This is a genomic window from Streptomyces sp. NPDC104226 (assembly GCF_055584085.1).
Genome location: NZ_JBVJMS010000006.1, coordinates 1 through 12,182 on the forward strand (window position 1 = coordinate 1; position 12,182 = coordinate 12,182).

15 protein-coding genes are annotated in these 12,182 nt (G+C 71.7%); 6 read left to right on the forward strand and 9 right to left on the reverse strand.

Annotated features, from left to right (window positions below; genetic code table 11):
• The 3 genes from ACZ60J_RS19185 to ACZ60J_RS19195 form a co-directional block, all read right to left on the reverse strand.
• Window positions 1–284 (reverse strand): DUF2637 domain-containing protein (locus ACZ60J_RS19185; protein ID WP_469683313.1); only part of this gene is annotated, 284 nt, incomplete at its 3' end.
• A gap of 101 nt (window positions 285–385) precedes the next feature.
• Window positions 386–1,186, reverse strand: a complete 801-nt coding sequence (locus ACZ60J_RS19190) for a DUF3558 family protein (protein ID WP_469683315.1) — start codon at window positions 1,184–1,186, stop codon at window positions 386–388.
• A gap of 147 nt (window positions 1,187–1,333) precedes the next feature.
• Window positions 1,334–2,188: a DUF3558 domain-containing protein gene (locus ACZ60J_RS19195; protein ID WP_469683317.1), complete on the reverse strand. Its 855-nt coding sequence runs from the start codon at window positions 2,186–2,188 to the stop codon at window positions 1,334–1,336.
• 169 nt (window positions 2,189–2,357) lie between these two features.
• Between ACZ60J_RS19195 and ACZ60J_RS19200 the strand changes: the two genes are divergently transcribed.
• Entirely contained in the window at window positions 2,358–3,551 is a 1,194-nt protein-coding gene (locus ACZ60J_RS19200) for an RtcB family protein (RefSeq protein ID WP_469683319.1), read from the forward strand.
• A 73-nt stretch (window positions 3,552–3,624) separates the two neighbouring features.
• Here the strand turns inward: ACZ60J_RS19200 and ACZ60J_RS19205 are convergent, their stop codons facing one another.
• Window positions 3,625–4,197, reverse strand: a complete 573-nt coding sequence (locus ACZ60J_RS19205; protein WP_469683321.1) for a Uma2 family endonuclease — start codon at window positions 4,195–4,197, stop codon at window positions 3,625–3,627.
• Window positions 4,198–4,400: 203 nt separating this feature from the next.
• Here ACZ60J_RS19205 and ACZ60J_RS19210 point away from each other — a divergent pair, with 203 nt between their 5' ends.
• On the forward strand, window positions 4,401–5,123 hold the full coding sequence (locus ACZ60J_RS19210; RefSeq protein WP_469683323.1) for a polysaccharide deacetylase family protein: 723 nt from the start codon (window positions 4,401–4,403) through the stop codon (window positions 5,121–5,123).
• A gap of 10 nt (window positions 5,124–5,133) precedes the next feature.
• Here ACZ60J_RS19210 and ACZ60J_RS19215 read toward each other — a convergent pair whose 3' ends face one another.
• Both ACZ60J_RS19215 and ACZ60J_RS19220 read right to left on the reverse strand, forming a co-directional pair.
• Window positions 5,134–5,895, reverse strand: coding sequence for an SDR family NAD(P)-dependent oxidoreductase (locus ACZ60J_RS19215; RefSeq protein WP_469683325.1), 762 nt, complete (start codon window positions 5,893–5,895; stop codon window positions 5,134–5,136).
• 62 nt (window positions 5,896–5,957) lie between these two features.
• Entirely contained in the window at window positions 5,958–6,293 is a 336-nt protein-coding gene (locus ACZ60J_RS19220; RefSeq protein WP_469683327.1) for a YnfA family protein, read from the reverse strand.
• A gap of 105 nt (window positions 6,294–6,398) precedes the next feature.
• On the opposite strand from ACZ60J_RS19220, the gene ACZ60J_RS19225 reads away from it, so the two are divergent.
• Window positions 6,399–6,899: a hypothetical protein gene (locus ACZ60J_RS19225; protein WP_469683329.1), complete on the forward strand. Its 501-nt coding sequence runs from the start codon at window positions 6,399–6,401 to the stop codon at window positions 6,897–6,899.
• Between the two features lie 45 nt (window positions 6,900–6,944).
• On the opposite strand, the gene ACZ60J_RS19230 is transcribed toward ACZ60J_RS19225, so the two are convergent.
• The gene (locus tag ACZ60J_RS19230) at window positions 6,945–7,694 is read right to left on the reverse strand and encodes a Mut7-C RNAse domain-containing protein (RefSeq protein ID WP_469683331.1); all 750 of its coding nucleotides are present in this window, start codon (window positions 7,692–7,694) and stop codon (window positions 6,945–6,947) included.
• A 42-nt stretch (window positions 7,695–7,736) separates the two neighbouring features.
• Window positions 7,737–8,165: a winged helix-turn-helix transcriptional regulator gene (locus tag ACZ60J_RS19235; protein WP_469683333.1), complete on the reverse strand. Its 429-nt coding sequence runs from the start codon at window positions 8,163–8,165 to the stop codon at window positions 7,737–7,739.
• A 144-nt stretch (window positions 8,166–8,309) separates the two neighbouring features.
• On the opposite strand from ACZ60J_RS19235, the gene ACZ60J_RS19240 reads away from it, so the two are divergent.
• Window positions 8,310–9,206, forward strand: coding sequence for an NADP-dependent oxidoreductase (locus tag ACZ60J_RS19240; RefSeq protein WP_469684074.1), 897 nt, complete (start codon window positions 8,310–8,312; stop codon window positions 9,204–9,206).
• Window positions 9,207–9,287: 81 nt separating this feature from the next.
• Here ACZ60J_RS19240 and ACZ60J_RS19245 read toward each other — a convergent pair whose 3' ends face one another.
• The gene (locus ACZ60J_RS19245; protein WP_469683335.1) at window positions 9,288–9,884 is read right to left on the reverse strand and encodes a hypothetical protein; all 597 of its coding nucleotides are present in this window, start codon (window positions 9,882–9,884) and stop codon (window positions 9,288–9,290) included.
• Between the two features lie 133 nt (window positions 9,885–10,017).
• Here ACZ60J_RS19245 and hemL point away from each other — a divergent pair, with 133 nt between their 5' ends.
• Together hemL and ACZ60J_RS19255 are read left to right on the forward strand one after the other, a co-directional pair.
• Window positions 10,018–11,340 carry a glutamate-1-semialdehyde 2,1-aminomutase gene (gene hemL / locus ACZ60J_RS19250; RefSeq protein ID WP_469683337.1) on the forward strand — a complete coding sequence of 441 codons (1,323 nt, stop codon included), beginning with the start codon at window positions 10,018–10,020 and terminating at the stop codon, window positions 11,338–11,340.
• Window positions 11,337–12,047 carry a histidine phosphatase family protein gene (locus tag ACZ60J_RS19255; protein ID WP_469683339.1) on the forward strand — a complete coding sequence of 237 codons (711 nt, stop codon included), beginning with the start codon at window positions 11,337–11,339 and terminating at the stop codon, window positions 12,045–12,047. The genes hemL and ACZ60J_RS19255 overlap by 4 nt, the downstream gene beginning before the upstream one ends.
• Window positions 12,048–12,182: the final 135 nt, after the last annotated feature.

A 12,182-nucleotide genomic window follows, 5' to 3' on the forward strand; every position in this document is an offset into this window, starting at 1 on the left:
TTGAAGGCGATCGTCGCCGCCGTCAGCAGCCACGCCGTCTGGCGCAGCAGCGGGAACGGGATCCGGATCCACGTCAGGAGCAGGTCCAGCGCGAGCAGGACGCAGATGCCCATGTCGATGCCGATCGGGAAGACCAGCGAGAAGGAGCCGAACCCCTTCTTCACGGCCAGGGCGCGCACGGCGGAGTACGAACCGGCGAATCCGATCCCCGCGATGACGACGGCTCCGGCGACCACCACACCGATCAATATCCGGTGCGTACGAGTCAGCTGCATCGCGGCCACCCGCGATCCCCTTCCCCTTGTCGAGCTACGGCAGGGCACAGCGTACGCGCGTACGGGGAAGGGGACGTCGGCGGTCCGGAAGCGGGGTGGCCCCCGAGGTGCTAGGAGGCCGCGGGCGAGGAGGAAGCCGAGGGCTGCTGCTCGGGCTGCGCCGACTGCTCCGGCTGCTGCGCCCCGTTGGCGGCCGCGACCGAGGCCACGGTCTCCTTCGTCGCCGCGATGGCGTCCTGGAGCAGCTTGGCCTGGTCGGGGGCGGTCGCGCCCTCGTAGGCCGTGCCGTTGTAGTCGAGGGTGACGACGACGTTGTGTGTGCGGGCGATGACCGTGGTGTTGAAGAAGTCGCCGTCCTTCTTGGTGGTGAAGGTGACGGAGGTGGCCTGGTCGCCGATGCCGCCCGCCTCCTCCGGCTTCACGTTCTCCGCGCCCTCGACGGCCTTCGCCTTCTCGACCTGCTTGGCGTACTCGCCCTCGGCGCGCTTGCTGCCGGTGCCGACCGAGGCGAGGGAGTCGTAACGGACCAGGGAGATCGAGAGCCAGCGGTACTGCGAGCCCTTCAGACCGGCCTCGTCCAGGCCGTTCCAGGTGCAGGTGGCCCGGCTGGCGAGGTCGTTGGACTTGGCGGCGGTGCCGTTGGCGTCCTTCGCCTTGGGGACGATCGTCTCGATGGTCTTCGCACCGACCGCCTTGCACGGCTCCGGCAGCGTGGCGTACACGGCCTTCTCCAGCTCCTCCTTCTTGGAGGGCTTGGAGCTCGGCTGGGCGGACGAGGACGCTTCGGACTTCTTGCCGCTGTCGGTGCCCGACTTCGTGCCCGAGTCGGACGAGCAGCCGGCGACCGTGAGGATCACCGGGACGGCTGCGCAGGCGAGGACGCGGGTGAGGCGCGAGGCTGATCGGTGCATGATTCCTTCAGACGTTGTGGGTCTTCGTGCGGGCTCGTTCGGCCCCTCTGCGGGGCGCGGGACCCGAGCAACGGTAGCCCGACCCGGCGCCCGGCTGCTGTGCGCGCCGTCACGAAGGGCCCGTACGCCCCCCTCGGGCGGGCCCGGCTATTCGTTGAACCGCTCCGCCAGGGCCTGCGCCAACTGCCGTGCCCTGTCCTGGGTTTCACCGCTCGGCGGGACCGTACCGGGCAGTGCGGGCTGGACGCTGTACTCGACGGTGACGATGACATTCGAGGTACGGAACACAATGCGGACGGTGCGCGCCTGGGCGGCGCTGGCGCCGGCGGCGGCGAGCTTGTCGTCGAGGAAGGCCTCGTTGCCGAGCTCTTCGAGCACGCGGGAGCCGAGCTCGGGCGCGGGGGAGGGGCCGCCGCTCGCACCGGGGCTGCCGCTCGCACCCGGGCCCGTGCTCGCGCCGGTGCTCGGCGTGGAGGCTCCGGGTGCGGGCGCGCCGGACCCGGACGGGGCCGGGCTCGAGGACGGCGCCGGGGCGGGCAGGTTGGCGGCGGTGAGCTGGCGGCCGTAGACCTGCTGGGCCTTGTCGTCGTCGCTCGTGGTGGCCCGGTCGTAGGAGACCACGCGCTCGAAGCCCACCGACAGCAGCCGCGTCTCGGTCGGCGTCTGCGCGGTCCAGCGGCAGCCGACGCGCCGGTCGGCGTCGTACGAGGCGTCCGCGACCCCGGCGTAGAGCGCCTCTCGGGCCTCGGGGGCGAGGGCGTCGGGGGCCGGGAGCATCGCCTTGACCTTCTTGGCGTCGGCGGCCTTGCAGGGCATGGGCAGGCTGCGGTACTTGCCGGGCTGGGGGACCGTACCGGCGTTCTTTCCGGCCTTGGAATCGCCGACGGTCTCTGATCCGCCGCCGTCGGTGCAGGCGGTGAGGCCGGCCGCGAGGGCGGTGAGCATCGCGATGGCGGGCAGGACTCTGCGTACTCGACGTACCGGCACCATCTTGCGCTGCACGTTCCACCGGCTCCCTTCGGAAAATGCGTTGCCGCGGCTGGGGCGCCGCTGGACACAATGTCTATCGCACACGCTGGTGCCGGCGCCGGTCTCATGTCGTATTTGAGGCCATGAGCGAGGCTTTTGCGTTGAGAGACTTTTGTGGTGATGACGGGGTGTTGAGGGTGAAATGTCATACGTAGAAGTGCCCGGGGCGAACGTTCCCATCCGGATGTGGACCGACCCGGCGTCGGTCGAGGACAGCGCGATGCGCCAGCTCCAGAACACCGCCGGCCTTCCCTGGATCAAGGGCCTCGCCGTCATGCCGGACGTCCACTACGGCAAGGGCGCCACGGTCGGCTCGGTCATCGCCATGAAGGACGCGGTCTGCCCGGCGGCGGTGGGCGTGGACATCGGCTGCGGCATGTCCGCGGTGAAGACCTCCCTGACCGCCAACGACCTCCCGGGCGACCTGTCGGGCCTGCGCTCGCAGATCGAGAAGGCGATCCCGGTGGGCGCGGGGATGCACCGGGAGGCGGTGGATCCGGGGCGGCTGTACGGGTTCTCGGCGGACGGCTACGGGGATCTGTGGAAGCGGTTCGACTACATCAGCGATGCGGTCAAATTCAGGCGAGAGCGCGCCACAAAGCAGATCGGAACGCTCGGATCCGGCAACCACTTCATCGAGTTCTGTCTCGACGAGTCGGGTTCGGTCTGGCTGATGCTGCACTCCGGCTCGCGGAACATCGGCAACGAGCTGGCGGACTTCCACATCAACGTGGCCCGGGGGCTCTCGCACAACCAGGGCCTGATCGACCGTGACCTCGCGGTGTTCCTCGCGGCGACCCCGGAGATGCAGGACTACCGCAACGACCTCTTCTGGGCTCAGGAGTACGCGAAGTTCAACCGCGCCGCGATGATGAGCCTGTTCAAGGAGGTCGTCCGCAAGCAGTTCCGCAAGGCGAAGGTCTCCTTCGAGCGGGAGATCAGCTGCCACCACAACTACGTGGCGGAGGAGCGGTACGACGGCATGGACCTGCTGGTCACCCGGAAGGGCGCGATCCGTGCCGGCAGCGGTGACTACGGGATCATCCCCGGCTCCATGGGCACCGGCTCGTACATCGTGAAGGGCCTCGGCAACGAGAAGTCCTTCAACTCGGCCTCGCACGGCGCGGGCCGGAAGATGAGCCGGACGGCCGCGAAGAAGCGGTTCTCGGAGAAGGACCTGGCCGAGCAGACCAAGGGCGTGGAGTGCCGCAAGGACTCCGGAGTCGTGGACGAGATCCCGGGCGCGTACAAGTCGATCGAGCAGGTCATCGACCAGCAGACGGACCTGGTGAAGGTCGTCGCGAAGCTGAAGCAGGTCATCTGCGTCAAGGGCTGAAGCCGACGTCCGGCCGACGGCGGAACGACAGGGCCCGGACCGGGATCGGTCCGGGCCCTGTCGTGCGGAGCGGTCAGTCGAGGAGCATGTCCACCGGCAGTTCGAGGGTCACCCCGAGGTAGTCGGGGAGGGGGAGCGTCATGCCGCGCTTGAAGGTCCTGCGCAAGCGGTAGCAGGTGGCGCGGGGGTCCGTGTAGATCACGACTTCGTCGTGCTGGCGGTCGGCGATGACGTACACGGGGACGTCGGCCTTGGCGTAGCTCTCCACCTTGGTGCCGATGTCGTCCGCCCAGTTGGAGGAGGTGACCTCCAGGATCATCCGGAAGACGTCGGGCCGGTAGCAGTTCTTCGTCACCTTGTGGTCCAGGAAGTCGGCCTCGACGAGCGAGAAGTCCGGGACCGCGTAGTCGTCCGTGCCGGTGGGCAGCCAGATGCCGATGCCCTGGAGGAACTCCAGGCCCGCCGCAGCGGCCCCGGCTTCGTGGAAGGCCACGGTGAGTCGGGTCAGGGTCCGGGCCTGCCTGCCGTCAGCAGGTGGTGTCACGGTGAGCCTCCCGTGGAGAATCTCCACTCGGTGTCCGGGAAGCTCTCTGGAGAGTCGATCGGCGGCCTCCGCGATCGTGGTCTCGTGCTGTATCACGGCCATGGCTTCCTCCTTTTCTTGGCTCACGCTTCCGGAGCGTAGTCCCGCAGGTCGACATTTGGCTCGACTTCACCCGTACGGGGATGTCCGGCGCGCCGTCGAGGCGCTGAGACGCCCAACTCCCTTTTTCTGCTGGCGCCTTCGAGCGGAGGAAGTGCCCGTCGGGGGATTGACGCAGCAACTTGGTCTAGACCAAGGTGTGCCGCATGTGGAGATCTCGTGCGGTACTTGCCGCGTTCGCGTCGTTGTCGCTCACCGTCGGCGGGGCTCAGGCCGCCGGGGCTGCCGGGGCTGAGGGGGCTGCTCCGGCCGCCGTCGCGGGGGTGCGGGCCGTCGGGCTGCCGCCCGTCGTGTCGCACGTGCCGACCGGTGAGAAGGTCGTGTTCATCACCATCGACGACGGCTGGGCGCACGATCCCGCCGTCGCGCAGACGCTCGTCGATCAGCGGGTGCCCGCTTCGCTGTTCCTGCTGCCGGGGGCGTTCTCGTACGACGCCCAGTACTTCACCGGGCTGGTCGAGCAGGGGCGGTCCGTGAACGTGGAGAACCACACCGTCAACCACCCCGACCTGACGGCGCTCGACGCCGCCGGCAAGGACGCCGAGGTGTGCGGGGCCGGGGCGCAGATCGACGCCGCCTTCGGGCGGGAGCCGAAGCTGCTGCGGCCGCCGTACGGGACCGTCAACGACGACGTGCGGCTGGCCGCGAAGGCGTGCGGGGTCAAGGCGCTGATCACGTGGACGCACGACTTCACGACGTGGGGCGAGACGCCGGCGACGCCGCAGCTGAAGGCCGGTGACATCGTGCTGCTGCACTTCACGCCGACGCTGGGTGCGGACCTGAAGCGGGCCCTGGACGCGGCGAAGGCCGCCGGGCTGAAGCCGGCGGCCCTGATGCCGCACCTGAAGAGTGCCGGGCTGGTCCCGTAGGGGAGCCCGCCTACAGCTCGCGGTGGAGCTTCGTGTTCGAGGCCTGGGCGCGGGGGCGGACCACCAGGAGGTCGATGTTGACGTGGCCGGGACGGGTCACCGCCCAGGTGATGGTGTCGGCCACGTCGTCGGCGGAGAGGGGCTCGGCCACGCCGGCGTAGACCTTCTCCGCCTTCTCGGCGTCGCCGCGGAAGCGGGTCTTGGCGAACTCCTCGGTCTTGACCAGGCCCGGGGCGATCTCGATGACGCGGACGGGCCGGCCGACGATCTCCAGGCGGAGGGTCTCGGCGAGGACGCGGGCGCCGTTCTTGGCGGCGACGTAGCCGGCGCCGCCCTCGTAGGTGGCGTGGCCGGCGGTGGAGGAGAGGACGACCACCGTGCCGTCGCCGGAGGCGGTGATCGCGGGGAGCAAAGCCTGGGTGACGTTCAGGGTGCCGATGACGTTGGTCTCGTACATCGTGCGCCAGTCGGCGGGGTCGCCGGTGGCGACGGGGTCGGCTCCGATGGCGCCGCCGGCGTTGTTGACGAGCACGTCACAGCGTTCGAGCGAGGCGGCGAGGGCGTCGACGGCGGCGCGGTCGGTGACGTCGAGGGCGTGGGCGGTCGCCTCGTGGCCGGCGGCCGTGATCTCGGCGGCGAGGGCCTCGATGCGGTCCTTGCGGCGGGCGGTCAGGACGACGTGGTAGCCGGCCGCGGCGAGCTGCCGGGCGGTGGCCGCGCCGATGCCGCTGCTCGCGCCGGTGACTACGGCGGTTCGGGTGGCCGTGCTCATGCTGGCTCCTCGTGCGTTCGTACGGGTGAGTACTGGCCAGCATAGGCGGGTCGCCGCGCAGGTCACCGGCCGCGCGGGGCGTACATGATCACCGCCATGCCTGCGAGGCAGACCAGGGCGCCCGCGATGTCCCAGCGGTCGGGCCGGTAGCCGTCGGCCACCACGCCCCAGAGGAGGGATCCGGCGACGAAGACCCCGCCGTAGGCGGCGAGGACGCGGGCGAAGTCGCCCGTGGGCTGGAGGGTGGCGACGAACCCGTAGAGGCCGAGGGCGATGACTCCGACGCCGATCCAGGTCCAGCCCCTGTGCTCGCGGACGCCTTGCCAGACGAGCCAGGCGCCCCCGATCTCCAGGAGGGCGGCGAGGACGAAGAGGGCGGCGGAACGTGCGATGAGCATGGCCGGAACCCTATGCGGAGCGAATGCGCGCGCGGCGCGGGACGGCTCGCCCTCGTTCGTGTGATGGTCCGACCATCGGGCGGGTGGGAGGGCTAGCGTCCGCGCGTGGAGGTGGTCGCGGTGCGCCGAGGTGCCGTACGGAGTGTGGTGATGGCCGGGCTGCTGGTGCTGCTCGGAGGGCTGGGGAGCGGTGTGGGTGCGGCCCGCACCGGGGCCGCCGGGCCGGAGGCCGACGTGGCCTATCACGGGCGGGTCGCCCTGGACGGGGGCCGGCTGCGGATCCTGCTGGTCCCGGAGAACGAGGGGCCGTCCGCCCTCGCGAACGCGACCGTACGGCTGCGCCTGTCGGCCGACCTCGCGAACCGGCAGGAACTGGCGGAGGGCTGTGCGCGGGCCGGGCTGCGCGAGGTGGTGTGCGAGACGGGGGAGCTGCCGCTGCACGGGCGGGGGCGGCACATCGGGCTGGTGCTGCGGCTGAAGGAGCCGGCCGCGGAGGTGGTGGTGCGGGTCGACACCTGGTGGAACGGCGGGGCGACCGACCGGAACCACGCCAACAACGAGCACGTGGTGCTGGCGCTGGACACGGGCGACACGTACGCGTTCTGAGCCGACGGCCGGCCGGGCAGCCGACCGGCCGGTGCGTGCGCCGTGTTACGGCGTGCCCACGCCGCCGAATTCGGCGACGGCCTCGTCGACGATGCGCTCCAGGCGGGCGTGGTGGGCGCCGCGCCAGTAGACGCGCTCGCAGTCGGTGCACTGGGCGAAGACCTCGTACGAGCGCTGCGTACCGCTCTCCAGCCGGTCGCCCACGCTGTCCTTGTCGGCCTCGCGCAGGGTCCCGTTGCACGCGGTGCAGCGGGACCACGGGGCGAGGGCCGGGGCGAACCGGCCCAGGACGTCGCGGAGCTGCTCGTCGGGGTTGTCGCTGTAGACGTACGCGCCGGCGAACAGCTCGCGGCGGCGCAGCAGTCCGCGGTCGCGGGAGAGCAGGACGCGCTGCTCGGCGGCGGAGCGGGTGGCCAGGGCGGGGTCGCCGATGTCCTCGTTCTCGTACGCGGCGTCCACGCCCAGCAGCCGCAGGCGGCGGGCGAGGGTGCCGAGGTGGACGTCGAGGAGGAAGCGCAGCGGGGTGGTTTCGGGGACGCCGGGGAGCTGCTGGGGGCGGTCGACGCCGAAGACCTCCACGGATTCGCCGGCCAGGGGCACGTGGGCGAGCGGTGTCTCGGCGCCGTCGACGAGGATCCGGCCGACTTCGGTGAGCGGGACGCCGGCCGATTCGACGACGTGGCCGAGGCTGGAGACGCCGTCGGTGGCGGTCGGCACGCGGGTGCCGCGGCGCGCGGGCGCCGCGAACACGTGCAGTTCGGGGGCGAGGGTGAGCTGAATGCCGGGTCCGTTCACGCGGCCCAATATGCCATCGGGGGGCGGGGTTCGGCTGCGGATTTACGCGTCCGGGCCAGCGCCCGCCGCCTGCGCGTCGTGGCGGTCGCGGTGGGCGTTGACCTCGTCGAAGTGGTTCTCGGCCCACTGCTTCACGGAGCTGAGCAGGCAGCCGAGGCTGCCGCCGAGTTCGGTGAGGCGGTAGTCGACGCGGACGGGGACGGTGGGCGTGACGGTGCGGGCGACCAGGCCGTCGCGCTCCAGGGAGCGCAGGGTCTGGGTCAGCATCTTCTGGCTGACGCCGGGGATCCTGCGGCCGAGCTCGCTGTAGCGCATGGTCCGGTCCTCGGCCTGGCCGAGCGCGCTGACGATGAGGCCGACCCACTTGTCGCTGATGCGGGCCAGGAGCTGGCTGGTGGGGCACTCCTTGAGGAAGGCGTCGTAGGCGTGACGGGCCTCTTCGCGGCGGGCCTCGGCGGTACGGGTGGCCATGGGTGCCCACTTCCGGGTCGGGTACGCACTCCGAGGTACGTACTTACGAATCGAGAGTAACTCTCCCTAGGTTAGTTCTCACCGGGAACACCGGAACGAGAGAGCGAGCCTGCGGAAGAGGCGATGGCGATGAGCAGCAGCACGATGTCGGCGGCAGTGGTCGAGGGCTTCGGCGGACCCGAGCGGGTCGAGGTCGTACGGGTCGCGATCCCGCGGCCGGGCGCCGGGCAGGTCCGCGTACGGGTCCGGGCGGCCGGCCTGAACCCGGTCGACGGCGCGGTGCGGGCCGGTGTCTTCGGCGGCGAGGGGCAGCGGCTGGGCTTCGGGTGGGACGTGGCGGGGGAGATCGAGGAGCTCGGTGCGGAGGCGGGCGGCTGGGCGGTCGGCGACCGGGTGGTCGGCCTGCACTACGGGACGGTCAAGCCGCTCGGCACGCACGCCGAGTACGTGGTGCTCGACGCGTCGGCGCTGGCTCCGGCCCCCGCGGGCGTGGACGAGGTGACGGCGGCGGCGCTGCCGCTGAGCGGCCTGACGGCCGCCCGTGCGGTGGACCTGCTGGAACTGGCCCCGGGGGCTTCGGTCCTGGTCACGGGCGCGGCGGGCATGGTCGGCGGGCTCGCGGTCCAGCTGGCGGCGCGGGCCGGCTACGTGGTGACGGCGCTGGCGGGTGCCGATGACGAGGAGCTCGTACGGTCCCTGGGTGCGACCCGCTTCGTTGCGCGCGGCGGGGCTCCGGCCGAGGCCGTGGACGGGGTCGTGGACACGGCGGTCCTCGGCGGGCCGGCCCTGGCCTTCGTCCGGGACGGCGGCGCTTACGTCGGCCTGATCCCCCACGCGGCCCCGGCCGCGGAGCGGGGCGTCCGCGTGGTGGAGCAGGAGGTGGCGGCGGACGGCGCCCACCTGGCCCGCCTGGTGAAGCTGGTCGACGCGGGGGAACTGGCGCTGCGGGTGGCGCGCACCTTCCCGCTGGCGGAGGCCGCCAAGGCCCACGCCCACCTCGCGGACCCGGGCACGCGCGGCCGCATCATCCTGACGGCCTGAGCCGCACTGCGGTCCGCGGAGTCCTGCCCGCACAGGGCTCCGGCCTCCGGCCCCGGCATGAGGCCCGCCCCGCCCTCGGGCCTACGGCCAGACCAGGCAGTACGGCTGGTGGCCCGCTTCGTGGAGGCGATGGCTGAAATCCTGCCACTCGTGGAGCAGCTGGTAGACGTTGAAGGCGTCGCGGGGGCCGCCGCGGTCGGGGACCGTGGACCAGATGAAGGCGGCGGCGCCGACGGACTCCTCGCCGATGCCGCGCAGCGGGTCGACGACGGTCATCGGGAGTTTCACGACGGCGTAGTCGGGGTGGAGGACGACCAGCTCCAGCGGGGGCACCTTGTGCAGGGGTATGCCCTCGATGCCGGTGAGGACCATCGCCGCGACGGTCTCCGGCTTGATCTTGGTGAAGAGGCCGCCCATGCCGAGCTCGTCGCCGCCCAGCTCCTCCGGCCGCATCGTCACCGGGACGCGGGCGGCCGTGGCTCCGTCGGGGGCGCCGAAGTACTTGTACGTCACGCCCATGCCGCGGCCCCTGGGGAGACCGTCGGGGTCCTGCGTGGGGCCCGGTACGGGTTCTGCCGCGTCCGTGGCGCGGCGGCGGTGCCTGCCGCGGCGCCGTTCGCGGGCGCGCTGCGGGTCGAGGCCGTCCGTGCCCTCGCCCGGTCCACCACCGCGTTGCATATCTCCACCCGACTGGTCTTGCCTGCCCCGGCCCCGCGGCCCCCGCCACGCAGCCTGATCATCATGGCAGTGACCTCCCCCGGGGCGGCGCGGTGAAACGCCCGTCCGCAAGTCAGTCGCGGCCTCTGAGACCATGGCTGGTGTGAGCTACCCGTACCCGTATGAAGCCAAAGTCTCGCAGACTCTCTTTGACCGCGCGTCCCTCGTGACGCCTGGCGGCGTGAACTCTCCCGTGCGCGCCTTCCGCGCCGTGGGCGGAACGCCCAGGTTCATGGTGTCCGGTACCGGTCCGTACCTGACCGATGCCGACGGGCGCGAGTACGTCGACCTCGTCTGCTCGTGGGGGCCGATGATCCTCGGCCACGCCCACCCGGCCGTGGTGGAGGCCATCCAGGCCGCCGTCGCCCGCGGCACCTCCTTCGGTACCCCCGGTGAGGGGGAGGTCGCGCTCGCCGAGGAGATCGTCGCGCGGATCGAGCCCGTGGAGCAGGTCCGCCTGGTGTCCTCGGGCACCGAGGCGACCATGTCCGCGATCCGCCTCGCCCGCGGGTTCACCGGCCGCGCCAAGATCGTGAAGTTCGCCGGCTGCTACCACGGCCACGTGGACTCGCTGCTGGCCGCCGCGGGCTCCGGGCTCGCGACCTTCGCGCTGCCGGACACCCCCGGGGTGACGGGTGCGCAGGCCGGGGACACGATCGTGCTCCCCTACAACGACCTCGAAGCGGTCCGGGCGGTCTTCGCCGCGCACCCCGGCGAGATCGCCTGCGTGATCACCGAGGCCGCGCCCGGCAACATGGGCGTCGTGACCCCGGGGGAGGGCTTCAACCAGGGGCTCGCCGACCTGTGCCGGGCGAACGGCGCCCTGTACATCTCCGACGAGGTCATGACGGGTTTCCGTACCTCGCGCGCCGGCTGGTACGGCGTGGACGGCGTCAAGCCGGACCTGATGACCTTCGGCAAGGTCATGGGCGGCGGCTTCCCGGCGGCGGCCTTCGGCGGCCGGGCCGACGTGATGGGCCACCTGGCCCCCGCCGGTCCCGTCTACCAGGCGGGCACGCTGTCCGGTAACCCGATCGCGACGGCGGCCGGTCTGGCGCAGCTGCGGCTGCTGGACGGGGCGGCGTACGAGAAGGTCGACGCGGTGTCGCTCCAGATCCAGGGGCTGGTCACCGAGGCGCTCACCAAGGAGGGCGTCGCGCACCGGCTGCAGACCGCCTCCAACATGTTCTCCGTGTTCTTCACGGCGGACGAGGTCAGGAACTACGACGACGCGAAGAAGCAGGAGGCCTTCCGCTTCAACGGCTTCTTCCACTCGATGCTGGCGCAGGGCGTCTACCTGCCGCCGTCGGCGTTCGAGTCCTGGTTCGTGTCGACGTCCCACGACGACAAGGCGATCGAGCGCATCGCGGCCGCCCTGCCGGCCGCCGCCCGGGCCGCCGCGGAGGCCACCGCATGAGCGCCGCAGCCGGAGCATCGGCCGCAGCCGGTGGCAGCGAGATCACCGTCGTCCACGTGGTCCGCCACGGCGAGGTGCACAACCCGGACGGGGTCCTCTACGGCCGCCGCGCCGGCTACCACCTCTCCGAGCTGGGCCGCAAGATGGCGGACCGGGTCGCGGAGCACCTGGAGAACCGGGACGTGACCTACGTCGTGGCCTCCCCGCTGGAGCGGGCCCAGGAGACGGCCGCGCCGATCGCCAAGTCGCACGGGCTGGACCTGGCGACCGACGCCCGCCTCCTGGAGGCCGGGAACGTCTTCGAGGGCAAGACCTTCGGGGTCGGCGACGGCGCGCTGCGCAGGCCCGCGAACTGGAAGCACCTGACGAACCCGTTCAAGCCGTCCTGGGGCGAGCCGTACGTCGAGCAGGTCGTACGCATGATGAGCGCGATCGAGACGGCCCGTGACGCGGCCCGCGGCCACGAGGCGGTGGCGGTCAGCCACCAGCTGCCGATCTGGATCGTGCGGAGCTTCGCGGAGAAGCGGCGGCTGTGGCACGACCCGCGCCGCCGCCAGTGCACGCTGGCCTCGCTGACCTCGTTCACGTACCAGGGCGACACGCTGGTGTCGGTGGGCTACAGCGAGCCGGCCCGGGACCTGGTCCCGTCGCACCTGCTCGCGGGGGCGAAGCCGGTGAAGGGCAAGTCGAAGGCGTTCGGGGCGTAGGCCCCGGCCGGGCGGTACGACGACCGGGCCCGGCCCCCCGAGGGGGCCGGGCCCGGTGTCATGTGGCCGACCTGTGTGCAAGAGGTCAAGGTTTGGCCTTATTTCATACAAATTGAGCGACAGGCCCGTGTCGCC

What these genes read in the sequence shown, in the direction of transcription:
- ACZ60J_RS19190 (WP_469683315.1), bottom strand. Translation starts at nt 1,186, where the DNA reads ATGCACCGATCAGCCTCGCGCCTCACCCGCGTCCTCGCCTGCGCAGCC.
- ACZ60J_RS19200 (WP_469683319.1), top strand. Translation starts at nt 2,358, where the DNA reads ATGTCATACGTAGAAGTGCCCGGGGCGAACGTTCCCATCCGGATGTGG.
- ACZ60J_RS19205 (WP_469683321.1), bottom strand. Translation starts at nt 4,197, where the DNA reads ATGGCCGTGATACAGCACGAGACCACGATCGCGGAGGCCGCCGATCGA.
- ACZ60J_RS19210 (WP_469683323.1), top strand. Translation starts at nt 4,401, where the DNA reads ATGTGGAGATCTCGTGCGGTACTTGCCGCGTTCGCGTCGTTGTCGCTC.
- ACZ60J_RS19215 (WP_469683325.1), bottom strand. Translation starts at nt 5,895, where the DNA reads ATGAGCACGGCCACCCGAACCGCCGTAGTCACCGGCGCGAGCAGCGGC.
- ACZ60J_RS19220 (WP_469683327.1), bottom strand. Translation starts at nt 6,293, where the DNA reads ATGCTCATCGCACGTTCCGCCGCCCTCTTCGTCCTCGCCGCCCTCCTG.
- ACZ60J_RS19235 (WP_469683333.1), bottom strand. Translation starts at nt 8,165, where the DNA reads ATGGCCACCCGTACCGCCGAGGCCCGCCGCGAAGAGGCCCGTCACGCC.
- ACZ60J_RS19240 (WP_469684074.1), top strand. Translation starts at nt 8,310, where the DNA reads ATGTCGGCGGCAGTGGTCGAGGGCTTCGGCGGACCCGAGCGGGTCGAG.
- ACZ60J_RS19245 (WP_469683335.1), bottom strand. Translation starts at nt 9,884, where the DNA reads ATGCAACGCGGTGGTGGACCGGGCGAGGGCACGGACGGCCTCGACCCG.
- hemL (WP_469683337.1), top strand. Translation starts at nt 10,018, where the DNA reads ATGGCTGGTGTGAGCTACCCGTACCCGTATGAAGCCAAAGTCTCGCAG.
- ACZ60J_RS19255 (WP_469683339.1), top strand. Translation starts at nt 11,337, where the DNA reads ATGAGCGCCGCAGCCGGAGCATCGGCCGCAGCCGGTGGCAGCGAGATC.